Origin of the sequence: Amycolatopsis sp. NPDC059235 (genome assembly GCF_042754125.1) — a bacterium.
Classification (GTDB): Bacteria; Actinomycetota; Actinomycetes; order Mycobacteriales; family Pseudonocardiaceae; genus Amycolatopsis; species Amycolatopsis albidoflava.
On sequence record NZ_JBHZAG010000047.1, the window covers coordinates 36,369 to 61,730 of the forward strand.

Consider the following 25,362-nt stretch of genomic DNA (forward strand, 5'->3'; position numbering starts at 1 on the left):
CATGGAGCTTTCGCTGATCCGGCGCGACGACGGCGCGTTGGAGAAGAAGACCGTGGGCAACGCGCTGGTCGTGCACCTCGCGGAGGGGATGACCGTGCAGGCGCAGTCGCTCGCGCTCGGCGTCGCGGCCGATCCCGAACACGACCTGGTCGTCGTGGACCTGCCGGTCGATTCGCCGATCGCGATGTGGGAATCGGTGGCCAAGGCGCTCCCCCGGCGGCGACGCGGCGTCCGGCTCGTGATCGGCGGCCGCTCGCGCGAGACGACCGCGCTGGCCGGGCAGTGGCTGGCCGAGCGGATCAACCGCCCGGTGCTCGCGCCGGACGGTTCGGTGATCCCGAGCGCGGGCGGCGCGCTGTTCGTCCACGCCGGACGCGGCGGCGGCTGGGTGCGCTTCCGGCCGGGCCGTCCGCCTTCCTGGGAGGCGAAGCGGTTCCCGCGCCCCGCGTGGGATTCCGGCATCGCTGCCGAGCTGACGCCGACGAGTTCGCGAGGGGTCGCCGAACCGCTTCCGGGCGGATTGTGGGTCCGTCCGGTCGGTTTCGACGCTCCCCAGCGGCACCACCGCACGGCGCTGATCTCCCGGATGCCCGCACAGCACGACACCATGACGATCGTGCTGGGCTGCCCCGGCTGCCCGCCGCTGACGTTGGACGACGCGGCCCGGCTGTGGGTGCAGCTGCCGGAGAAGGTGCGAGCCAAGGCGCGGTTCGTGCAGTACGGACCGATGTCGGTGCCCGGCGAGGCCAGCATCGGACAGGCGCTGGCGGATCTGCTCGGGAAACCGGTCGCGTTCTACGCGGGCGTGCCGGTCGGTTCGCCGCAGCTGCCGACCTTGCGGACCGTGATGCACGACGGGCGGTTCGGCTGGCGTCCGTTCACCACCGAGCTCGGGTACGAACCGGGCTCGGCTTCCGTCTTGCCTGAGCTGCTGTCGCACCGTCCGCCGATCCACGGACTCGACCAGGTCTCCCCCGCGGTGTACTGGTACTCGCCGGACGCGGTGGTCGAGGTCGTGCAGTCGGGTCTGCTGGTGCGTCCGCCGCAGGACGGCCCGTCGTCGGCCGCGGTCCGCGAGATCACTCTCGACGCCGCGGTGCACAATTTGACCTTCGACGCGGCTGACGAGAGCTCGGTGTCGCGGATGCGGTTGCTGGCGGAAGATTTGCTGGCGCGGCTGGACGAGGAGACTCGCCGGATGAGCCGGGTACTGCCTGCTGCTGCGTTGCTTGCGGAGCGTGCGCGGCCTCGGGTGGTGACGCGGGCTTTGGAGGCGATCGAGTCTGGGCATCCCGCGCCGGTTGTTGCCGCAGCTCCTCCGGCGGCGTATTTGCCCGCGGCTCCGGCTGCGTTGGGGATTGCCGCGCCTACGGAGGTTCCTGGGGCGATCGCGGCTCCTAGCCCTGCCGTTGTACCTGTTGCTCCGGCTGTTCCTCCGGCTAAGGTCGCCGCCGCTCCTCCCGCGGCGGTGCCGGTCAGTCGCATTGCTCCGGCCGACGTCGCCCCGGCTAAGCCCGTCGAACCGCCGGTAGCCAAAACCGCTCACTCGGTTGCGGAGAAGGCGCCATCCAGTCCGGAGTCCACTTCGGACAAACCGGAACCCGCTTCGAAACCGGCGCAGCTGCGCTTTCAGGAAACCCCGGGCGCGGAATCGACCGCATTGCTGCCCAAACGCGGCGCGGACAAGGAACGCCAGTGGCTGCGCAAATCGCTGGGCGCGGAGTACGGCCTGATGTCGAACACCGTCGCGCGGATCCTGTCCGAGCACCCGGGCTTCCAAGGCGTGCTGTCGACGTCGTCGTCGGCCGAGGTGCTGACCGACGCGGTCGCCGTGCAGCTTTACCTGTCCCCCAAGGGATCGACGATCGACGCCGGACTGCGGCGCGGCGCGAACGGCCCGCACGTGCCGGTCGCCCGGTGCGTCGTGGCCGGACTGAGCAGGCTGCCTTCGCACCGCGGTCCGGCCACTTTCGCCACGAAGCTGCCGCTGTCCGCGTGGCCGCTGCTGGACGGGCGGAAAGTGCTGACCGAATGGGGCTTTCTGAACGCGCTGACGCAACCGTCGTCCACTGTGGACGGGGAGACGGACGTGCTGGTGTGGTCGATCACCGGGCGGCGCACCAAATTGCTGGAACCGAACGAGGGCGGCGTCGAAAACCGGGTGCTGTTCGTGCCGGGGACCAGTTTCAAGGTGCTGGAAACGCGGAAACCAGCCGCGGGCGCGCGGGGCGCGGTGCTGCTGCGGGAGCTGACCGCGAGCGAGATCGACGAGACGGGCCGGGTCGCGAACGACCGGGCGTCGCTGGACGAGCTGGCGATGAACTCGCTCCGGCAGACGCTCGAGACGTGGGCGGAAGCGGGCGAGGACCTGGTCCGGACCGTGATGGACGAGCAGGCGGCGGAGCGGTTCGGGGCGCTCCCGGGCCTGGCGTGAGTGCGGAGAGGCGGAGACGATGAACCGACAGCTGCTCGTGGTCGGCGGCGACCGGCCGGGTGCGTTCGGAACCATCGGCGCGGCGCTGGCGCAGGCGCAGCCGGGGGCGACGATCAGTGTCCACCCGGGACGGTACGAGGAAAACCTCGTGGTGGACCGGATGGTGTCGCTGGTGGCCGAACAGGGGGCGGGCACCGTGGAAATCGTGGCGGGCACCGGAAGCGTGCTCGTCGCGAACGCCGAAGCGGTGCAGTTGAGCGGATTCGTCCTGACCGGCACCGACGACCAACTGGTCACTGTGGACGTTGTCCGCGGCGAGGCGGCACTGGACGGCTGCCGGCTGTCCGGGAATTCGTGGGCGACTTTGCTGGCCCGGCTGGAAGGTTCGCTCGCGCTGCGGGGCTGCACGGTGACCAGCACCGGCGGTGCCGGGGTCGTGATCGCCTCGCCGGCGCAATCGGCCATTGAGGACACCGAGATCGTGGACGCCGCGTCGTCCGGCGTGGTCGTGGCCGAGACCGGTTCGGTGCTGCTGCGCCGATGCGCGGTGCGCGGCGCGGCGGGCAACGGGGTGTGCGTCAACGGCGAAGCGGTCGCGATTGTCGAGCAATGCGAGATCTTCGGGGCGCAGAAACCGGCGATGGTGGTGGAACAGCAGGGGCGCGCGACGATCACCGGGCTGACCGTGCGGGACAGCGCGAACGTCGACCTCTACGTGACGAGCAAGGGCCGGGTTTCCGTTGCGTCGTCGCAATTCCGGTCGGCACCGATGCAGGCCGCGCACATCGCCGCGTCCGCCGAGCCGCTGCTGCGCGAGTGCGTGTTCGCCGGGGCTGGCACGAACGCGGTGCAGGCCACCGGAACCGCCGCGCCGCAGTTCGTGGACTGCACCTTCGAGGGTTCCCCGGTGACGATCCTGGTCGACGATCAGGCGCGGCCGCGGTTCGAGCGCGCGACCGTTCGGGGGTCGACGCACACCGCGATGTCGGTCAGCGCGGATGCCGCCGTGACCGTCGGCGGGCTGCGGATGACACCGGACAGCGGGGTCGGGATCGTCCTCTCCGGACAGTCCACCTTGGACCTTGCCGATGCCTCCATCGACACTGGGCGGGAAGCCGGGGTGCAGGTCACTGAGGACGCCCGCCTGACCGCGACCGACATCCGGGTCGATTCGACGGCGGACAAGGCGGTCTCGTTCGCCGGCGGCGCGCCGTCCTCGGCGAAGTCGGTGCAGGTGCGCGGCGGCGGCCTGCATGTTTCCGGCACTGCGGAAATCTCCTTGCAGGACTGCGAGATCATCGACTCCACAGTGGACGGCATCACCGTCGCTGCAGGTTCAACGCTCACCGCTTCCCGCTGCCGGGTACGCAACGCGCGGGGCAACGGCGTGTACGTCGGAGCCCAGGCGTCGTTCACCGAATGCGAAATCCTCAGCGCGGGCGAGGACGGCTTCCACGTGGAAACCGCCGAGCCGGTCAGCATCCGCGATTGCGTGGTCAACGACGTCTCCGGCGAACTCGTGAGCGGCGAGCACGCGGACGTCGACAACCTGCTCACCGATTCCGCCCGGCCGCTCGAAGTGCTCGTTGGCCTGCCCGGTGACGTCGCAGCCGAGCAGACCGTGAGCGAGGCCGCCGGAGAGGTGCTCGAAGGTCCGCTGGGGGATTTGGAGGCGCTGGTCGGGCTGGCCGGGGTGAAGAAGGAGGTCACCGGCCTGATCAACCTGATCAAGATGTCCCAGATGCGCGAGCGGATGGGCCTGCCGATGCCGCCGATGTCGCGGCATCTGGTGTTCGCGGGCCCGCCCGGCACGGGCAAGACGACCGTCGCCCGGCTGTACGGCACGGTGCTCGCCGAACTGGGCATCCTGTCGAAGGGACACATGATCGAGGTGGCCCGCCAGGACTTGGTCGGCCAGTACATCGGGTCCACCGCGATCAAGACCACCGAGGTCGTGGAGAAGGCCGTCGGCGGGGTGCTGTTCATCGACGAGGCGTATACGCTGAGCGCGCCGACCGGCGGTTCCGGCCCGGATTTCGGGCAGGAAGCCATCGACGCGCTGATGAAGATCATGGAGGACCAGCGCGATTCGCTGGTGGTGATCGTCGCGGGCTATTCCGAGCAGATGGAGCAGTTCCTGCAGTCGAACCCCGGTCTCGCTTCGCGGTTCACCCGCACGATCGAATTCCCGAACTACAGCGTCGACGAACTGGTCACCATCACGACCGGTTTGACCCGCAAGCACTACTACGAAATGACCGACGACGCGCTGGCCGCGCTGCGCGAGTATTTCGAGCGGGTGCCGAAGAACTCGACGTTCGGCAATGGTCGGGTCGCGCGGAAGCTGTTCGAGGCGATGGTGAACAACCAGGCATCGCGGCTGGCGTTGTATCCGCCGTCCAAAGACATCGAGCTGAACCGCCTCACCGCTGACGACCTCCAGGCCGAGCTGACGCAACTGCCCTCCGCGGCGAAGTCCTCGGTTTCGGTGACCGCCGACCCCGCCGCCGCTGTCAAAACCAGCGCGGGCTGGAAGCGCCTCAGCGGACTGGTCGGCCAGAAATCGGTACGAGAGAACGCCGAACGCCTTCTGCTCAAACTCGGCCGGCTCACCCACGAACGGCAACCGCTAGGCCACCAGGCAAACCTGGTGATCAGCGGCAAACGCGGCACCGGGCGTTCCGAATACGCTCGGTTATACGCACAAATCCTCTCCGAGTTCGGCATGACTCCGACGGGGCAGGTGGTTCACCGCAACCTCGCCGAAGAGCTGTCGCCACAATGGCCGGGCCAAGCCGAGCACCTGGTCCGAGCCGCAGTGGAAGACGCTTCCGGCGGCACCCTGGTCGTCGACCTGGACGGCGACTGGGACACCTCGCCGCACACCCCCGGCATCGAAGCCCTGGAAGCACTGTCCGAAATGGTCTCCCGACGCCCCGCCGATCCTGTTGTGGTGTTCACCGGCGAAAGCGACCGCGTCGGCGAACTGCTCGCCCAACTGCCCACCCTGCGCGACGCCTTCCCGTACGGCTGGCAACTCGGCGAGTACACAGTGGACGAACTCGCCGAAATCGCCGTACGCCTCCTGATCCGACGAGGCCACGAGGTCCCCGACGACGTCCGCGACGCACTCGCCCACGAACTCTCCGCCGCGTCCGACCACACCGCGCACGCCGCCCACGAACTGGCCCGCACGCTCTCGGCAGCCGCCGCGTCGCGCACCCTCGCCGCCGCCGACCTGCGCGGCATCCGCCCGCCCGACACCGGCGCCATGGCCCTCGGGCCCGGTCTGGCCTCGGTCGGCTGACCCACCGGGAGGAACCGATGAGTTCGCAACACGAACAGATGCTCGAAGACGCGATGGCCGCCTACCAGCACCAACGCGACCACTTCGACCAAGCCCGCCAGGACGTCGAAACCGCCACCAGCACCGTCACGTCCGCCCGCCGCGAGGTAACCGCGACCGTCGGCCGTACCGGTGAACTTACCGAACTTTCCTTCCCCACCAGCGCCTACAAACGCATGGCCCCTGCGGAGTTGGCTTCGGTGATCGTGCAAACCATCTCCGCCGCGCGGCAAAAGTCCGTCGCCGCGGCCGCGGAATTGATGGCCCCCATGCTGCCGCCGGGTATCTCCGCCCAGGACCTGATGAGCGGAAAAGTGGACGTCAACGCCCTGTTCTCGGCGCGGGTGCCGGGATTCGACGAAGGGAATCTGCCGTGACAGACCAGTTTTTCGTCGACGCCGACGGACTAGACGGCGGCCGCGACGGCTTCGACGGCAAAAGCGCCGAGCTGCGCACGCTGGCCCAGCTGGTGCAAAGCCTGGCGAACCCCGGCCGGATCGAAGACGCGGCCGGAAACGACAAGAACGGCAACGAATTCTCGAAGACGCACATCCAGTCGGCGGCCGAGATCTACAACGGAATCAACGCCTGGGCGCTGGCGGTGGAAGCGACCCGCGACGCGATCGGCGACATGGCGACGTCGTTCCGCGAGGCCGACCAGGGCGCGTACGACGGGTCGAATGCCCTGTTCAAGAACTTCACCGACCTGAACCACAAGGTCCGCAAAGCCGACCCCGGCGGCACCGAGGAACCTCCGACCGAATACCGGCGCGGCGTGCGAATCCAAGGCAAACTGCTCGGCAAGGAAGCTGGCTGGACGCAGGCGAAGAGCGTGCGAGCGCGAATCCCTGATCGGGGCGAGGAACCGCTTCCGTCGAAGCCCGGCGAGGAACCTCAGCAGTTGAGGCGGCTGGCGGTTGAGCGTCCGGTTCAGGACAAGGTGGTGAACCGTCTGCAGCCGACTGTCTTCGTCCGCTCGGAAAAGCCAGTCCACGCGGTCGAGGACAAAATGGAGACGCCCGAAGGCGAGGTGACCACCCCGACGCAACCCTTGGAACCCGCCGAGGCCTGGCTGCCCGCAGGTCGGGAACCAACGAAGTCGATCCCGACCGAGCCGCCGGTCTCCTGACTCTTTTTCGCCCTGTGTAAGGAGGTGACCCCGCGATGAGCCTCATGGTCGACCCCAGCCTGAACTGGGTGTTCTACATCATCGCGGGCGACGCCTGGCCGCAGGGCGACGAGGACAAAGCACGCGAACTGGCCGCCGAATGGGACCAAGTCGCGCAGCAAATTTCCGCCGCGGGCACCGGTTTCAGCCAACTGGCGGAACAGGTCGTCTCCAACGTCGGCGGAGACGTAGCGACCAATTTCGCCGACTACGCCAACAAGCTCAGCACCATGGGCGCCGGTTTCTCCTACCGAGCCCAGCAACAAGCCGCGGCCCTGCGCGAATACGCGCTGAACGTGGAAAACGCCAAATACGGCATCCTCATTTCGATCGCGGTAACCGCCGCCGACCTGATCTGGGCGATGACGAACCCGTTCACCGCTCCGCTGATCCCGGGAATCTGGGCAGCAGGCCGGACCGCCGTCATGCAGATCGAACGCTCCCTGATGTCGCGGTTGATGAGCCTGCTGTCGAGGGTCGCGCGCGAGGCCGCGCAGGAGGCCGCGGAAGAAGCGGCCGAGGAGATGCTGGCCGAATTCATCCAAATCGCGCAGGGCAATCGGGATGGCTTCGACTGGAAACAAATCGGCCAAAACGCAGCGCTGGGCGCCATCGGCGGTGCCTTCGCCGCTGGTGCCCACAGCGGCCTGGGCAAGTGGGGCCACAACGTCTTCGGCGCAGCCGGCGTGGAAGCGGCCACCGAGGTGGTAGTCGGCCTGGCAGGCGCCGGACTCTTCGGCGGAGACCTGGACAGCCTCGGCTGGGGAGCCCTCAACGGCGGCCTGAGCGGCGCCGCCACCCACGGCGCGCACCACGCCGGACAAAACCTGCACGACAAACTCAACGGCGGCAAGGACGGCGGGGGCCAAGGCAAAGGCCCGAACGACCCCGGCGGGGGCGAGGGGACGGGGAATATCAAGGTAGGGCCGGTCAACGGCCCCACTCCGCCTGGCTCCGACGGTGCCGGCAGCTCCAGGGGTCTTGGGGGCCCGGGTGGCTCCGGTAACTCCAGCGGGCCTGGCAGCTCCGGCGGCCCCGGCAGTTCCGCCGGCCCCGGCGGCTCCGGTGACTCCAGCGGTCCCGGCGGCTCCAGCGGCCCCGGCAGCTCCAGCGGCCCCGGCAGCTCGGGCGACTCCGCTGGCCCCAGCGGACCTGGCAACTCCGGCGGCGTTGGCCAGAGTGGTTCGAACGGCTCCGGCGGTTCCAGCAACAACGCGCCCCACGGCGAAGGCCAGAACAACGCCCACTCGCCCGACACCAACTCCACCACCGCGACGAATCAACCTCCGGCGAGCAACTCCACCGGCAGCAACCAGGTACCGCCGAACAACTCCACAGGCAGCCACCAGACACCGCAGAGCAGCGCCACCTCAACGGGCAACCCCAACTCGCCCGGCAGCCCGAACTCCACAAACGACGGCGCCTCCAACGGAAGCCCCCGCTCCGCCAGCAACTCCCCTTCAACCAGCGGCCCCAACTCCGCTACCAGCCCGAACTCCGCGAGCGGCCAGAACTCGACCAGTGGCCCCACCCCTTCAGACGCCACCAACTCCGCTAACGGCTCGCACTCGACGAGCGACGGCAGTTCAACCGGCAACCCAAACCCCGCAGGCAGCCCACCTTCGACGAACAACTCAAACTCCCCCAGCGACTCGACCGGCAACGCGAACTCGCCAGTCCCGGGCTCGACCGCCAACTCGACTTCGACGAGCAACCCCAGCTCGGCCAACCACCCGGACTCGGCAACCAGCCCCAACTCCCCGAGCAGCTCGCACTCAACCGGCAACGCCACCTCCCCAAGCCCGGGCTCGACCGCCAGCCCAGACCCGGCGAACAGTTCCCACCCCGCGAACACCCCCGGCGGCAACGACTCGACCCATGTCTCCAACCCCGCTGGCAACAACACTCCCGAAAACGGTTCGGCCAGCAATCCCAACCAGAGCCCCCACGCCCCCGGCAGCAACGCCAACCCCGCCGGCAGCACCGATTCGTCCGGCAGCTCCAACCACAACACCGCCGTCACCAGCTCGAACCCGCCCGGAGCCAGCCCCAACACCGAAAACCAGAACGGCACGAGCCCGAGCGGCAACCAAAACTCCAACACCCCAGCCGCCACTCCAAGCCCGAACAGCAACCAGAGTTCCGGCCCCGGCACGACGACCGGCAATCAGGGCACTAACCCGAACTCGAACCCCAACTCCGGCACCACCACCCACCCGGGCACGAACACCAACCCGGCCGCCCCCGTCAACCAAGGCGGAAGCGGTGCCGACCACCAGGCCGCCCCGCCCCCGTCCACATCGGACTCGGTCCGAACCGGCACACCCACTCCGCCACCGGACACCGCCGGTATCCGAGACGCGACCCCGCAACCGTCAACGCAGGGCTCCGTCGAAACCGGAAACCCCACCGACTCCGTCGGCACGAACGGCCACACCCCGTCCCCCGCCGGCCATCACCCCTCCGCTCCACCCGCGGCCAGCGGCAACCCCGCACCGCAGCACGACCCCGGTCTCCCCGGCTTCGGCGGAAACCGGAGCGCGGACCCCGCCCCGCACTCCGCCGTCGACCCCAGCCAGGCGACCCACTCCTCGAACCCGACGGCTCACCCCGATCTGGAGTTCCAGGCCAACCCGAACCCTGCGACGAACGTCAACGTCACTTCGAACCCGTCGCCCGGTCCGAACGCCACCACCGCTCCGAGCCCGACCGCCAACCACGCCTCGGGCACGAACCCGTCTCCCGACTCTGTCCGCTCCCCGAACCCCACGCCAGGTTCGACCAGCGTCAGGCCCAGTCCGAACCACTCCGCCGACCCCGCTTTCACCGCGGAGCCCAAGCCGGTCCCGCCGCCGACGTCGACCAGTGTCAAAGGCATCGGCTCGACCCCGAGCCCCGCTCCGAAGGACACTGTCGACGGCCCGAGTCCCACCCCGGTCACGAACCCCTCGAAGTCACCCGATCCGAGCACCATTCGGACCACCACTGCCAATCCCAGTCAGACGACTGCGAGTCCAAACCAATCCGCCAGCCCGACTCCCGACACTGCTCCGAGCCCGGACCGGTCTGCCAAACCGAATCCTTCGGCCAACCCAAGTCCTGCCCCGTCGCCAAACCCCGGTCGAAGCACGGGCCCCTCCCCTGACACCAGCACGAAGCCCACCCCTGTCGCGGAGCAGACCTCGGGCAACACCACTGCCAAACCATCCGGAAACGGGTCAAGTCCATCCCCCGCTCCGGCGAAACCGATCAGCACCAAGCCCACCGCTGCCCCGCACTCCCGCGACAACCGCGACCCGGTCGCCGCGCCCGCAAAGCCGAATCCCTCAGGCCGTAACCTCCACACGCCGGTCGCGGCACCCAAGAAGCCAACCTCCGCGACGAACCCGCCGCACCGCGACCGCCACGCGCCAGTTGCCGAACCGAAAAAACCGACGCCAAGCCCCTCAGCACATAACCGCAACGCGCCAGTTGCCGCACTCAAAGGACCAACGTCAAGCCCCTCAGACCGCAACCCCCACACGCCGGTCGCCGGACCCAGAAAACCAACACCAAACCCCTCAGACCACAACCTCCATACCCCCGTCGCCGCACCCAAAAAACCGAACCCCGCAACCGGCCCTGGGCCGAACGTCGGCAAGCAGCCCCCGGTCACCGGTGGCAAAGGCGACTTCGCTCAGCACCACAAGAACTTCAAGTTCACCGTCGTGCACGAAACCGGCGTCATCGGCGACCTCGGCACCCGCAACGAGGGCAACCGGAACAGCATCGGCGTCGTGGCCACCGTCGCCGCGACTCCGGACGACAAACTCCACGCCCTCGCGGAGAAGTATTCCACCGGGTTCACCGGGAATTCCGCCGACGGACGTTTCGGCCTCGTCATCGGCATCAACGGCACACCAGGCTCAGAACAAGCCATCAATCACAAGATCCAGCAATTCCAGAATACCTGGGACAACCGCTTTCCGGTAGCGATAATCGGGTTCACCTGGAAACATCCGAGCAATCCGGTCATCGACCAGAAGACCATCCCCTACGGCGGCATCCGCGAAACGATCGCCCGCAACCCGGTCACCGAGAAGCTCACCGAGCAGATCCGCGAAGCCGGTGGCAACAACGAGGTCTACCTGCACACCGGCGACGCCGACGTCCATTCCCTTAACACTCGCACGGGGCCGCTGTTCGACGCGGTCAACACTGCGGTCCAGCAGAATCCCGAGGGCCCGCCGGAGGTGATCAGCGGCGGCTATCACGTCCGGCCCGAGGACGGGGACCTCGCGCATCGCGCGGCGCAGTTGGATCTTGATGTTCGGCAGGCGCTGGCCGGGGTCGACTCGCGGACGGTCTATTTTCCGGAGCCGAATACCTTCGTGCGAATGCCGGGAAACAAGCTCGAGAACGATGTCACCTTCGGCATCAAGAACCCGAACACGGGCAGCTTCGATTACGGAGCCAAAGAAGGACGAGGTATCGTCGATTCGGTTCTGTCGCAACGCAATCCGGGCTGGCAATACAGCGACCATCCGGCGGCGATCGCGAAATTCTCCTCCGATCTCGCCATTCAGACCGACGGACAGCGCATCGCCGGCAAGGTCGGCACCGATCCGAACGGGATCACCGCGCTGGCCCAGAGTCATGCCAACGAGACCAGGTGGTCCGACCAGATCGGCCATTATCTCGGCAATCACACGACTCTCGACCCCAATCTGGCCAAGATCGCCGCAAAGGCCGCGTTCCACGGGATCACGCCGAGTGGTGCCACGCCCACCAGGCCGGAGGTGTTTTCGGAGGTTGTCGCGAATCTGCCCAAGAACGAGCGCACCTCGCTGGTGAAGGGCATGAAGGAGAACGTCGAGGACGGCAAGAAGCTCGCTGATCTCACGCTGGCGACGCGTCAAGCCCTCGTCGACAATCTCAGCGGAAACCGTTCGTCTAATACGCAGACTCCCGCTGCTGCACCGAAAAACAACGGGCAGGCAAAGGAAGCGCCGAAGCCGAACCCCAAGACCCTGCCGGCGCCGAAGGACTGGAAAGGGCGCCGCGACACCGCGCCGGTCACGAGGTTCTCCTCGGAGCGGTTCGATCCGATCAAGAAGATCGCCGAGCAGTTCACCGGAAACCGCGCGGGGCTCCGGGGCGGTCAGCTTGCCGGCGCGATGGCGCACATCCGGTTCGACGTGCGGCGGTTCGAGATCGCGCCGGGGCAGTGGGTGCGCGAGCACACCATTCCGATCGACCTGACCTCGCATTCGGGATCAGTGTCGCCTGAGCAGCGAGAACAATTCATTCAGGAACTGCGGGACCACCTCGAGGAATGGGTCAACCAGTCCTCCCGGCTGCCCGGCGGCGACCAGCTGCACGTCCGCCTCGACGTCCGGGTCGCCGACGACGTCCATCCGGACGACACCAGCTGGCAGGCCGACCCCCGCCGCCGGATCCCGGTGAACCTGCACGATTCCACTGTGGACCCGAACACCCCGGAGACGAACCAGCTCAACTGGCACGTGCACGATTCAGCGTTCGGCGTCACGCATGAGCTGATGCATTTCCTCGGCCTCAGCGACGGCTACAAGAACGACGAGATGCTCTTCAACCGCGGCGATCAGCCTGGCGTGATGGGGCCGGACGCATGGCACGATTCGCGGCTAAACCAGGGCAATCTCGACCAGCTCGAAGCCGTCTCGAACACCGCGAACATCCGCGACCATCACCTCGGCGACGCCCCCGCACCGAACCCGCAGCCGCACCCGGAGGGCAACCGCGCACAGCCCGAGCCGGACGGCAAGCCGAGTCTTCACACACCGATCAAAGCCCCCAACTCGAGCCAGACAACGCAGCAGGACGACGCCGTACTGGTCGCGGACGAGCAAACCGAGGAACCACCGGACACTCGTCCCCTCGCGGATCGGTTGCCCGAGTTCGTCCGCGACGGCAAAGCGCTCGGTTCGGTGGTCCCGGTCGACGTCCGCGGCGCGAAGGACGTCGGCACGAGCATCGAAAACCTGATCCACCGCCTGAACCCGAACCAGCAGAACCCGTCGCGGGCGCACGGAATCGACGCGATCACCGATTCTCTCTCGGGCCCCGAGTTCGAGTCCTTTATGGGCGATGGCCGCAAGTCGATGGTCCGGGTCGGCGAGAAGTGGTACGAGGTGCACGTCACCGCCGAACCGGACTTCAGCGCGGTCGACGCCGACCAGATCACGAAATTGCCGCAGCCGACCATCGGCGACGTCAAGAACGAGGTCAAGACCACCCACGCGAGCCCGAACACCGACACCACCGCGAAAGTTGTTGGCAGCTCGTACTTCGCGATGTTCCCGGCCGGTCCGTACGCGTCCGTCGGCGGTACTGCGCAACTCGCCAGCCCGTCCGCGGAGCACACCGGCACCACGACCGGCACCGAGCAGCGCGTGATCCGCACAGCGGGCGATATGCAACGCTCCGATGCCCCGGTGACCTACCGAATCACGGTAAGCAACGAAACCGGCGGGCTGGTCGGTTCTACAGTGGACGGACACGTTGGACTGGTTCTTTCCACTGATCTGGCCAACCTGAAACAGGAGCCGACTGTCGGGCCGGCGGAGCCGAAACCGGACTGGGCCAAGAAAATCGAGTTCCTCTCTCCAGAGGCGGTCGATTTCGACGAGAACGCCCTCTTCGATCAGGTAAGCAAGAACCTGCACCCCTCGGTGACGAAATTCGGCTCCCCGGGCCGCGCCTCGCTGCGCGAGTTCCTCAGCCGCGGCGGGGTGCGCAGCATGCTCGGCACCGCGATGCAGGGCAATCCGGTGGTGTCGAACGACCTGCTCAGCCCGCACGGCGCCCACCGCGAAGCCGTGCAGCTGGCGGCGCGGCCCACGAACGTCGAATACCTCGGCACGATTCCCGGCGACAGCGAGCTGCGGTTCAACGATTCCGCGGTGAACGGCGGAAGCACGACCGTCTCCTCCAAATACGGCGGAGAGGTCAACGCGATCTTCGGCGGCGGGTCCTATGTGCCCGGTACGGTCGGCGGCGTTGGCGGGGTCAGCGGCAGCTATTCCCGGAAGGTCAACCAACAGTCCACCAGCGGCACCAGTTTCACCAACAAGTCCACAGTGAACGCGAAGGGCGACATCGGCCTGTACAAGGTCACTGTCGACCTCGACGTCACCACCTCGAACGGCGAGAAGACCACCGTAAAGGCCACGTCGTACACGCGGATGGGCTTGCCCGAGGCGAAAGCCCAGGGACTGCCGGTTCCGAAGAACACCCCAGTGAAGTTCAAGGACGTCGGCCCCCGCTACGAACCCCCGTATCTCGCGGCCGCCATGGCGGCTGGCACCGCCCGGCCCGGATCGTTCGAGCCCGCGACCCGCGTCCAGCCGCAGATCGAAAACGCGCTGCGGAATCTGCCCGGCGCGGACAAGTTCCTGCCGCGCTGGGACCAGCTCCAGAGCGACAACCAAGGCTCCAGCCGGGACATCGCCGACCGGTTCGCGAACCTCCGCAAGATCACGTCGACGTTCTCGGTCGCCTCCCTCCGGGGCAAAATGGACAGTCTGTTCACGCAAGGCGTTTCAGCGCAACTGAAGCGGCGCGGCCTGTTCACCGACGAGTACATCAACGTCACGGTCAAGGCCAAGCCCGGGCCGGGCCGTCATCTCGGTCAGGCGGACGGCCGCTCGGTCAAGAACAGCAACGAAACGAGCCCGTCGCTGACCAGCGCGACCACCACTGAACGCGGCTGGTCGGTCGGCGTCGAAGGCCGGGTGATCATTCCGGGCGCGACGGCGGGCGCGAACCTCGGCATTAGCCCGACCGTCACTCCGTTGCAATACTCGGACAACCGGACGTGGAAGAACTCCGGCGGCCCGACGGTGACCACGACGACCGGCAAGGGCGGCAGCCCGAATTCGCAGGTCTTCGAACACGACGTCGAGTTCGAGGTCGAGATCACCAGCTACACCCGCAACCGGCCGTGGGTGCGGCGGCTAACGCCCGGGTCGCCGTTCCGGGTCACGCCCAAGGTGTCCACTGTGGCCAAGACCGGCGATCCGGATCTGCCGCCGATCTCCGGCAAAGTCGATTTGTGGATCAACGACGGCACCGCGCTGACCAAGGATCCGTCCGCGTTCAAGCCGGGCAAACCGGGGGTCGTGTCGATGACCCCGAACGAAACCCCGAGCATCGACGACCTGCTGACTCAGCAACAGAACCAGACGACGCCGAAGTTCCTGCACGTGGAGGCGTTCGCCAACACCGAGGCGCTGCGGGACGAGGCGCTGCGCCAGCTCCAGCGCGCCGCCGGCGGCGACGCGGTGCTCGGTCTGTCCGGCAGCGAAGCACGTGCCCGCGTGGACCGGATGTTCTCGCCGGAGAACTTCCGCGGTCTCACACCGAAACTGCTGAAGCAGGGCGGGACCGCGAACGGATTCCGCTACGAACGCCGCGTAGCCGACCGGGTCGGCGGCCTGGGCATGGGCATCTCGCTGAGCAATCCGAAACTCGTCGCAGTGGCGGAAACCGGCGGCGGCGACCGGACGTACTCCGGCGGATCGAAGGCCGGTTACGAAGGGACACAAAAACAATCCGTCGAGGCCAACGTCCAGCTTGGACTGACCGTGCGGCCGACCGGCACCGACACGCACGGCCAAGGCCAGCTCTTCGGCACCGCGAAGTGGAGCCCGTGGCAGCGCAGCTCCGGCTCGTCCCATGAGATCACCGCGAGCATCGACCACACCAACCGATCCTCTTCGGACAGTCGCACAGTGCTTGTCCAGTACGACAGCAAGGTCCGGCTGATCGCGGAAAGCCGCCAGGAAAGCTTGATCAACGGGCCGACTTCGCGAGCGGGCGCGGACGTCCACCTGCCGGGTTCGGTCTTCGTGGCGATGACCGAGGACGAGGCTCGTGCCGAAGGATTGCTGCCGCCGGTCGACCCGCGCACCCCGGCACCGGGCAAGCTTTCGGCTCCGCCGCTGGTCGGCGGCAAATCCAGCTCGCTCGGCTCGGCGGTGCTGGAAGACGCGCCCAACCTCTCGAAGCTGGTGCAGGACGCCCGGCAACAGCTCGGCAAGCTCGGCGACAAGCTGCTGCCGAAATCGGTGCTGGACGATTCAATGAACAACCTCCAGCGGACACTCGACACCGCGTCTCCGGAAGCAGTCACGTCCCTTGTGGACGGTGCACTGGACGGCGGCGTGTCCCTAGTGGCGCAAGACCCGGGCGTGCTCTGGACGGACAATTACCAGCTGCTGTTCAAAGCGAAGATCCTCGACACGCAGTTCCTCGATGTGAAGCACGACGGCAGCGAGGTCGATCACGTCGTCAACTCGACTGTGACGGACAAAGAGAATTCCGGCCACGGTTCGTCCTACGGCGGGCAGATCCGCGGTGCCGGTCGCGGCTTGTTCCAGGACAGCCAGCCTAAGGTCAGCGGTTACGACGGCGCGTACCTGGGAGCCTCCGGGACGCGCGCGAAGAGCGACCAGACCGTCGAGAACAAGGCCACGACCACGGCATTGACCTCGTCCTCGAGCGGACCGTCGGCGCGGTATCAACACCAGTTCCAGTTCGAATTGGTCGTCGCCAGGGACGGGCGCACCTACCCGGTCGCTTCGCAAGAGGCGACCGTGACGTCCAGGTCGTCCGCAGACGACCAGAAGATCTCCGGCGACGAGCAGTACCACACCAAACTGTACGGATCGCGAACTACCGAACTCAACACCACGGAGTCCACTCCGGACCGTCTCGCAGCATGGCAGCAGGAAGGGTTCGGCCCTCTGCCGAAGTCTTCGACAGTCGAAGGCCTCCGTGGTGCTGCAGATGTCCGCGCTGGTGCCCTCCGCGCTTTGCGACTTGCCGGTGCGGGCAACGGTCTCACCGGACCTGGAACGGGCGCGCACAACACACTCTCGTCTTCGATCACCAATGAGACGCTGCAAGCGCATCTCCCGAACATGGTCGGCAAGCCGTTCGCGACTCCGGATTTGCATTCCTCCGCCGTGACCGGCAGCAGCCACGCCTCGGTGAAGGTGTACACCCGCGTGGTGAAACCGGATCTGGTCGGGCTCAGCGATTCGGTCAAATTGGAGCGCTCGGACCAATCCGGGTCCACGTTCACCGGCGAGGCCAAGGAAACGGTCACCGGCGAACAACAGGGCAATATCGGCACCGGCGGAATCACCGACCCGGGCCGGAACACGCATGCCTGGGGCGGGCTCGACGTCCGAGGCCCGGTCGGCCAGAGCGATCCGACGTCGAGCACCGCTGCCGCGCAGCGGTCTGTCGTCGGCAAGGACAAGGGCCGGACCGGCCTGGTCGGACTGGACGTCGAGTACCGGATCGTCGCGACAGTCGACGGCAAGACCGCGGCGGTCGAGGTGCGGGTGCCGCAGTCTTCGCGGACGCGGATGAGCGAAACCGACCTTGAACAGTCGCTCGGCCAGCCGTTGCCTGAAACGCTTGCTTCAGCGCAAGACACAGTGAAGAAAGCCGCAGAGGATTGGCGCACCGCGGAAGAGGAACTCGAAAAGGCGCAGCGAGACTTCGATGATGCTTGGCTGTCCGAGAACGACAATGTGCGCGCTACGACCGACGGTGCCCGCGGGCTGAACCTTCCAGTCGACGGCAATCCAGTACAGCAAATGCGGCAAGCGGTGTGGACCGCACAGAACGAGGCCCGTGACGTGGGCCAAGCACTGCGGGCCGGCAATGACGAAATCGCCCGGCTCAATGAACTCGACGAGCAGCTTCTTTCGCTGGCGCTCGGCGAAGAACCTGGTTCCGTCGCGCAAAGCGATCTGGTCGCGCGTGCCTGGGACACGCAGCGGCAGGCCCAGCAGATCCGGAACGAGCAGGCCGAGCTGGTCCAGCAGCGGCAGGCGGCCCAGGACCGCGCCGCGGAAATCCTGGCGGTGCTGGACGAGTACCGCAACAATCACACCGACCACACCGCACGGCAGGACGACGCGAACAACCGGATCCAGCAAGCCCGGGAGAAAGCCGACGAGGCGCTGCGGAAGTGGTGGCAGGCCAAGTCCGAAGTGGACAACCAGATCACCGCGCACGCTTGGCCGCGGCCGCCGGAGAACATCCCGGAACAGCACCGTGCGGGCACTGTCGAGGCGAACGACACAGTGTCCGGCCGGGACGCTGACACCGATCGACCGTACAGCTTCGACCCGGCCGAGATCCAGATCCGGACGATCAGCGACAACACCGGCCGGGTTCGCGCGGTCTCGTTCCTCCCGGCGGACGAGCACACCGAAAGCGTCGAGCGAGAGTGGGTGGCCAACAACTCCAGGACAGTCAGCACGCTTCCGGAGGGTGCGACGCCGGACAAGTTCGACCCGCTTTTGAAGCAGGCCAACGCCGCCGGGACCACGCCGGACCTGTCCGGACGCCGGTTCGGCGAGTGGGCCGACCACACCGCGGCACCGTGGGATGACGACTCTCTGTTCGTCTTCGCCCACGGCCGCGAGCAATCGGTCAAGGTGACCTTGCTGGGCGGCCGGACGGTGCGAGTCGACGGCGATACGTTCGCCCGGATCGTGGCTCAAGCCGCTCCGCTGGCCCAATCCCACTCGGTCACGCTCATCGCGTGCAGCACCGGCCAGACGGACGGTCCGGGCGGCCTCGCACACGACTTCCAGCGCGCGCTCCGCGAACTCGGTGGACCGTCCACAGTGCACGCGCCGACCAAACCCGCGTTGTTCGGCCGGGATTCGGCCACGCTCGGCAAGGCCATCGGTGCGACGCAAGGTTTCACCGCAGTCACCGATGGCGGCCAGTTCCGCACCTTCGGCGATTCTCCGGTACAGTCCACAACAGACTCGGCACCGCGCGCCGAAGAGCACCATTACTCCGCGCCTGAAGATCTGGTGACCGACCTGCGTCAGACCGCAGTGAACAACCCGCCGCCGGCTCCGCTGCTGGGACCGGATCTGTTCGGCCTGTACCGCGCCCCCGAACCGCCGGATTTCCTGCGTGGACACGACTTCCGCAACCTCACCGCCGGTCAGGGCATCAGCTTCCTGGACCTGCTGGACCTCGCCAAGGGCTACCAGCTGAGCAGCGAGCACCTTGACCCCGCGCACCTGGAAGACAATCGCGAGTGGACCTTGGAGAAGGAACGCCCGGACGATCGGCTGGCCGCGTGGGCGCCCGGCGACGTCGCACCTCTCGCCAAGACCACCTCGACCCCGCTGCTGATGCACGCCATCTGGATGGGCGGCCCGCTCAAGGACACCGGCACCATGCACACCTTCCGCCGGAACTTCGGCGACGCGGCGGACCGCCTCGGCGACGGCATCGTCCCGATCCTGTGGACGGACGTGCCGCGCTGGCAGACCGAGTTGGCGCTGACCACCGCGGCCCCGGAGGAAGGCCTGGATCCGCTGCACGACGTCCGTGATCTGCTGCGCTGGGCGGCAGAACACCGAGTCCAACTGCTCAATGTGGACGAGGTGTTCACCAGCGAACATCCGATGCGGACACAAGAGTTTTACCTGTCCGAACTGGTCAAACAGACCGGCCCGGGTTTCGCGGCGGCGAGCGACATCCTGCGGCTCGAACTGATGCACCGGTTCGGCGGCCTCTACACCGACGGGGACAACGTCGTGCACGCCCTGGACGACGTGGTCCGCGCCGCCGAGTCCGACGCCGGTTACGCGGTGCACCGGGTCGGCGGGAACATCGCGAACTCGGCGTTCACCATGTCGAAAGGACATCCGTTCGCCGCGTCCTATTTGGACCAGCTGCGCGAGAACTACGGGAAAACCCAGGCGAATCTGATGCCGCGCGAGGTCGACTCGCTCGGGCAGGGCTTCTTCGCGACGCCGATGGGCCGGGTGCACCGGCAGTCGGTGATGTACCGCTCAGGCCCGGTCGCGATGACCGAAACGGCCCGGCGGATCGGCCTGAACTCCGCGCTCGAACTGCCGGGCATGACGGAGATCCGGATGAACAGCGACCACAGCTGGCTCCTGCCGCCGCAAGGCGATCCAGCTCCGCTGTCGGACCGGTTCGAGACGCTGGAACTCACTCAGCGCGTGATCCAGACCCTGGTGCGCGGCCTGCACAACCGAGACGGCGACCTGCATCTGACCGCGGTCGAACCCGCGGTGCGGCGGCACGCCGATCCGGATCTGGTGTGGCAGTCGGCGTTGTCCTACATCGCGGCCGATCCGAAGCTGTCGTCTCTCGTCCGCACAGTCACCGACCGCAGCAGCTACACCGGCGAGGTGCACGACGTCCCGCTGCCGCCAGCCGCCCGCGCGCTCCTGACCATCGACGACAGCCGCGTGCACTACCACCTCGGCGAGGTCCAGCGCGCCGCCACGATGCATGCCGCCGACGCCATCCTGGTCGCGGATACCCCGCTGGAAAACCTGATCTCCCGTCTTCGTTCGACGGACGGCCCAGTCCCGCCGATCGAGGTCACCGGAACCGGGCCGGACGGCCGCGCGCACGCCACCGCCGCGGCCCGCGAACTGGCCGGGAACCTCGCCGATGCCCTAGGCCCCGAGGTGCTGGACCGTGTCCCGGTGAAGATCCGAGTGTCCGAAGGGGACGGTCGCGTCAAGATTTCCCTCCCCGCTGTCGAGATGTCGACTGGCACGCCAACGCCAAGGGTCTTCCGCGGCCTGGACGACGGCCCAGCATCCGCGACACCTCGGCCCTGGACGCACCGCGGCCGTACCGTCGGAGTGCATTACTCACCGTCCGATGTGTCCGTCCCTAATGGACTGTCCATTTTGACCACCGACGCGACAGCCATCCGAAAATTCACCGAGCAGTTGCGCACCGACGGCACCGACCGTCCAGCCGACGCGGTCACCGTCCGGCCGTCGGCTGCCGCACACCCGACCGCGGACTACTTGCTCAACGGAACCGCCGAAACGGACCTGCTGCTCCAAGAGCTGGTGCGAACCGCGACGCACCGCTGGTGGTTCCGCCCGACCCCGCCAGCCGGGCCGATCGCGCTGAGCGACCGGGACGGCACCGCCAAACTGCTCGGCTGGGTCCTCGCGGAACTCGGCCGCGGCGAATCGGCGGCTTCGCTCACCGAGGACGTCGCCCGGCACGAACGACCGGACCTGATCTGGACCGCCGCCCGCGAACTCGCCGCGCTCCAGGACGACCTCACCGAGCAGCACGCCGTCCTTCACCTGCACGGCGTGACCGACACGTTGCTGGGCAAGCCGGACGCCACCGAAGCCCTCTCCGACCTGGCCAAAGCGACCCGAGACGGCTCTGACGTCACCCGAATCGCCGAAGCAGTCGAGATCCTGGACCGACACGGCACCCTGGACGCCGTCCTGAGCGCCCCCGGCGGCCGGGCCTTGCTGCTCGAGGAAATCGCCAGGATCAACGACCGTCCGAACCCCGACGGTTACGCCCGGGACCTGGCCACCGTCGTCCAGAAACTGGCGGCGGAGGACCTGCCCGCGGACGCCTTCCGCACTGCACTGCGGAAGGCCCTCGACGGCCCGAGGACGCGGCCGGCCCTGCACCGGCTGAGCGTCGTCGGCCTGGGCTGGTTGGACCGCTGGCACACGGCCGCCGCCATCCGCCGGTACCAGGCGGAAGAGCGCGCGGCGTCCGCCCGCCAGGCCGCTGAACTGGCCGAACTGGCGAACGGAGGTCCCGGCCATGAATGAGCCCAGGCCGGTAGATTCACCGGACAAGAAGGACAAGGAGGAGGTGCCGGCGATGCCCGAGGACCAGTGGGTGCTGCTGGTCGACCCGGCGTGGCAACCGGCGTCGACGGCCGACGGGGCCGAGGTCCCGAGCCCGCCGCCGCAGGCCGTGGTGGGCGGCTGGCTCGCGCGCGAGGACGGGTCCGTCAGCCGCTTCGAGCCCAACCCGTCCTACGAACCGGCGGCGGAGGACTCCCCGACCGACCCGCTGGACGCCGTGCTCCGCCTGACCGCCCGCGGCGAAGCCGACTTCGACCAACTGGCCGCAGTCTTCCGCGAATCGGCCTTCGCGGTGGCCGTGGACACCGACGAATCCCCGCTCGTCGCGCCTTCGCCGGACAACATCCCGTGCCTGCTCGTGACGACCGCCCCGGCGCACCGCCGCCGAGTCCGCGCCGCCGGGTGGCGTCCGGCCGGACCCGCGGATCTGGTCCGGTTGCTGGACAGTTACGAGGACGTCGATCTGCTGCTCAACCCGGGCGCGCCGGGGTGCCTCCGGCTGCTGGCCGACAGCGTCCGGGAGATCACCGGCTGACCGGCACCGGCCAGCGGAGCCTCACAACGGCACGGACCGCACCGCCGATACCCCAGGCTGCGCGTCCACCGAAAGCCAATCATTTCGCGTCGCATGCAACGCCAGCTGAAACCGGTTCGCCGCCCCCGTCCTGGCCATCAGGTTCTCCAGGTACCGGAACATCGTCCGCCTGCTCACGCCGAGCACTCGGGCCACCTGGTCGTCCGTGAGCCCGGCGGCGAGCAGTGCGAGGAGCCGTCGTTCGCTGGGTCGGATCGCGGGGCCTGAGGTGTCGTCGGCGAGGCCCAAGGGCAGCGCGACCTGCCAGCACATGTCGAACAAGCCGGCCAGCGCGTCGAACAGGCCGCACGAGCGGATCAGCAACACCGTGCGGTCCGCGCCGGACAGGGCGGCGCAGTCGTCGACGATCAGGAGCTTCACCGGGACCTCGGGCAGGACCCGCGCCTCCTCGCCGCTTTTGCCGCAAGGCCGGATGTTCTCCGCGACGTACTCCGGCCGTTCCAGCGCGAGCCTGCCGTAGACAGCGCGGTAGCGGATGCCGCGGGCCAGGTTCTCCAGTTCGATCTCGTTGGCGTCCGCGTCGGCGTAGTACGGCGGGGAGTCCAGTCCGCGGACCTCCGTGCGCGCCGATCGCTCCAGCTGCTGCACCCGTTCGGCCGCCGTGGTTCCGCTGACTACCTCGATCATCGGGTTGGCGTCGTCGCGGACCGAGTGTCTTCGGTATTGCTCGTACAGCCGGGTCATCGCCGCTCTCGCGCCGGCCAGTTCGGCTTCGCGTTGCCTGGTCAGCACCTCCAGCACCGGTTCCGGGCGCAGGGCGGACATCGGCGAACCGGGGCCGTCGACCGGGCCGGCCAGTCCGATTCCGGCCAGTACCGCCAGGACGCGGCGCACCTCGCCGGGGTCGCGGCCGGTGTCGCGCGCTAGCCGATCAGGCGGAACGGGTCCCGACGAAAGTAGGTCCAGATAGATTTCTGCTTCGTCCGCTTTCAGCCCGAGAGTCAGGAGATGGCCGATTGCTTCGGGAACCATTCGGAGGCACCTCCATCGGGCTGGCCGACACCATTGCGCCACTGGCACCAGCGCGTCACCGCCAGGGCTGAACGAACTGTAGACAACGGGGCACCGAATGGCCCGACGCCGTTCGCAGGAAATTCCCTGGGAGGGATCGTGTCCCGTTCAGCCCGAAGAATCCTTGCCATGGCCGGTTTCGCGGCCTTGGCCTTGACCGCCCTGGCCCTGCCGGCCGTGGCGTCGCCCGCCGCGGCGCATCCGACCGCCCGGGTCTGCGCCGAGAAGGCGAAGCCCGGCATGGTCACCTGTTTCGCCGAGCGCCAGACCGACACCATGCGCGCGTTCCTCACGCCGGGCGCGCTGCCCGGCGGGTTCGGTCCGTCGGACCTGCGTTCCGCCTACAACCTCACCGCCGCGGGCAGCGCGTCGGCCACCGTGGCGATCGTCGACTCCAACGACGACCCGAATGCTGAATCGGACCTCGCGAGCTATCGCTCCACCTACGGGCTCCCGGCGTGCACCACCGCGAACGGCTGCTTCAAAAAGGTGAACGAAAACGGGCAAACCAGTCCTCTTCCGGCCGCGGATTCCGGCTGGGCGGGCGAAATCTCGCTCGACGTCGACATGGTTTCGGCGATCTGCCCGAATTGCCACATTCTGCTCGTCGAAGCGAATCAGCCGAGCATGGCCGATCTCGGCACCGCGGTGAACACCGCCGTGTCGATGGGCGCGAAGTACGTGTCCAACAGCTACGGCGGCGGCGAAGACGGCACCGAACCCTCCTCCGACTCCAGCTACTTCCACCACCCGGGCGTCGCGATCACCGCGAGCACCGGCGACAGCGGCTACGGCATCAGCTACCCGGCCTCGTCGCAGTACGTGACCGCGGTCGGCGGCACCTCGCTGAGCCGCAACAGCAGCGCACGCGGCTGGGGCGAAACCGCTTGGAGCGGCGCGGGAAGCGGTTGCTCGGGCTACGTGGCCAAGCCGTCGTTCCAGAACGTCACGACCAGCTGCGGCAAGCGCGCCGCCGCTGACGTCTCGGCCGTGGCCGACCCGCAGACCGGCGTCGCGGTGTACCAGACCTACGGCGGCAGCGGCTGGGCCGTCTACGGCGGCACCAGCGCGTCCGCCCCGATCATCGCGTCCGTGTACGCCCTCGCCGGCACGCCCGGCGCGTCCGACACCCCCGCCGCCTACCCGTACTCGCACACCGGCAACCTCAACGACGTGACCTCCGGCAGCAACGGCAGCTGCTCCGCCTCCGTGCAGTGCAACGCCGGCCCCGGCTGGGACGGCCCGACCGGTCTCGGCACCCCCAACGGCACCGCGGCGTTCAGCGCGGGCGCCCCGAGCGGCGGCGTCACCGCGGCCAACCCGGGCAGCCAGAACGGCGTCGTCGGCACCGCGGCGAGCCTGCAGCTGTCCGCGTCCGGCGGCAGCGGCGGCTACACCTGGACCGCCAGCGGCCTGCCCACCGGGCTGTCGATCAGCTCGGGCGGCCTGATCTCCGGCACGCCGACCACCGCGGGCACGTACTCGGTGACCGCGACCGCCAAGGACTCCTCCGGCGCGACCGGCTCCACCACGTTCAGCTGGACGATCGCCCCGACCGGCGGCGGCACCTGCTCCGGGCAGAAGCTGGGCAACCCCGGCTTCGAGAGCGGCACCAGCCCGTGGACCGCGTCCAGCGGCGTGATCAGCACGTCGTCGAACGGCGAACCCCCGCACAGCGGCACGTACCTCGCCTACCTCGACGGCTACGGCAGCGCGCACACCGACACGGTCTCGCAGTCGGTGAGCATCCCGTCCGGCTGCCACGCCACGCTCAGCTACTACCTGCACGTCGACACCGCCGAGACGACCACCTCGACGGCCTACGACAAGCTGACCGTCAAGGCCGGTTCGACCACGCTGGCCTCGTACTCGAACCTGAACCAGGCGACCGGATACCAGCTGCACACCGTTGACATGTCGGCCTACGCCGGCCAGACGGTGACGCTGACCTTCACCGGCACCGAGGACTCGAGCCTGCAGACGTCGTTCTGCCTCGACGACACGTCGCTGACCGTCAGCTGAAGCTGAACCACGAGGAGAGGCCGTCCCGTACGCGGGGCGGCCTTTTCCGGCTGCGCGAGGCTAAGGTTGGGCAGGCCCCTCGACGATCGGACTGGACCG

At 68.0% G+C, this 25,362-nt stretch carries 10 protein-coding genes; 7 read left to right on the top strand and 3 right to left on the bottom strand.

Annotated elements, in window-relative coordinates:
- Window position 1: 1 nt before the first annotated feature.
- Genes ACFXI3_RS27235 through ACFXI3_RS27250 form a run of 4 tightly spaced genes read left to right on the top strand, consistent with a single transcriptional unit; the run spans window position 2 to window position 6,909 of the window.
- Complete coding sequence (locus tag ACFXI3_RS27235; protein WP_378403206.1) at window positions 2-2,434, top strand: hypothetical protein; 2,433 nt, start codon at window positions 2-4, stop codon at window positions 2,432-2,434.
- A gap of 19 nt (window positions 2,435-2,453) precedes the next feature.
- Window positions 2,454-5,741, top strand: a complete 3,288-nt coding sequence (locus tag ACFXI3_RS27240; protein WP_378403208.1) for a right-handed parallel beta-helix repeat-containing protein — start codon at window positions 2,454-2,456, stop codon at window positions 5,739-5,741.
- Window positions 5,742-5,758: 17 nt separating this feature from the next.
- Entirely contained in the window at window positions 5,759-6,157 is a 399-nt protein-coding gene (locus tag ACFXI3_RS27245) for a YbaB/EbfC family nucleoid-associated protein (protein WP_344284478.1), read from the top strand.
- A complete protein-coding gene (locus ACFXI3_RS27250) occupies window positions 6,154-6,909 on the top strand; it encodes a hypothetical protein (protein ID WP_378403210.1) in 756 nt (251 codons plus the stop codon). The genes ACFXI3_RS27245 and ACFXI3_RS27250 overlap by 4 nt, the downstream gene beginning before the upstream one ends.
- Window positions 6,910-8,227: 1,318 nt before the next feature.
- Here ACFXI3_RS27250 and ACFXI3_RS27255 read toward each other — a convergent pair.
- Both ACFXI3_RS27255 and ACFXI3_RS27260 read right to left on the bottom strand, forming a co-directional pair.
- On the bottom strand, window positions 8,228-9,115 hold the full coding sequence (locus ACFXI3_RS27255; protein ID WP_378403212.1) for a hypothetical protein: 888 nt from the start codon (window positions 9,113-9,115) through the stop codon (window positions 8,228-8,230).
- 438 nt (window positions 9,116-9,553) lie between these two features.
- A complete protein-coding gene (locus tag ACFXI3_RS27260; RefSeq protein WP_378403214.1) occupies window positions 9,554-9,922 on the bottom strand; it encodes a hypothetical protein in 369 nt (122 codons plus the stop codon).
- Between the two features lie 733 nt (window positions 9,923-10,655).
- Between ACFXI3_RS27260 and ACFXI3_RS27265 the strand changes: the two genes are divergently transcribed.
- Together ACFXI3_RS27265 and ACFXI3_RS27270 are read left to right on the top strand one after the other, a co-directional pair.
- Window positions 10,656-21,596: a TcdA/TcdB catalytic glycosyltransferase domain-containing protein gene (locus ACFXI3_RS27265; protein ID WP_378403216.1), complete on the top strand. Its 10,941-nt coding sequence runs from the start codon at window positions 10,656-10,658 to the stop codon at window positions 21,594-21,596.
- A complete protein-coding gene (locus tag ACFXI3_RS27270) occupies window positions 21,589-22,170 on the top strand; it encodes a type VII secretion system-associated protein (RefSeq protein WP_378403218.1) in 582 nt (193 codons plus the stop codon). Before ACFXI3_RS27265 ends, ACFXI3_RS27270 begins: the two co-directional genes overlap by 8 nt.
- A 21-nt stretch (window positions 22,171-22,191) precedes the next feature.
- Here the strand turns inward: ACFXI3_RS27270 and ACFXI3_RS27275 are convergent, their stop codons facing one another.
- Window positions 22,192-23,202: a helix-turn-helix domain-containing protein gene (locus ACFXI3_RS27275; protein WP_378403220.1), complete on the bottom strand. Its 1,011-nt coding sequence runs from the start codon at window positions 23,200-23,202 to the stop codon at window positions 22,192-22,194.
- A 168-nt stretch (window positions 23,203-23,370) separates the two neighbouring features.
- Here ACFXI3_RS27275 and ACFXI3_RS27280 point away from each other — a divergent pair, with 168 nt between their 5' ends.
- Window positions 23,371-25,263, top strand: a complete 1,893-nt coding sequence (locus ACFXI3_RS27280; protein ID WP_378403222.1) for a putative Ig domain-containing protein — start codon at window positions 23,371-23,373, stop codon at window positions 25,261-25,263.
- The last annotated feature ends 99 nt before the right edge of the window (window positions 25,264-25,362 follow it).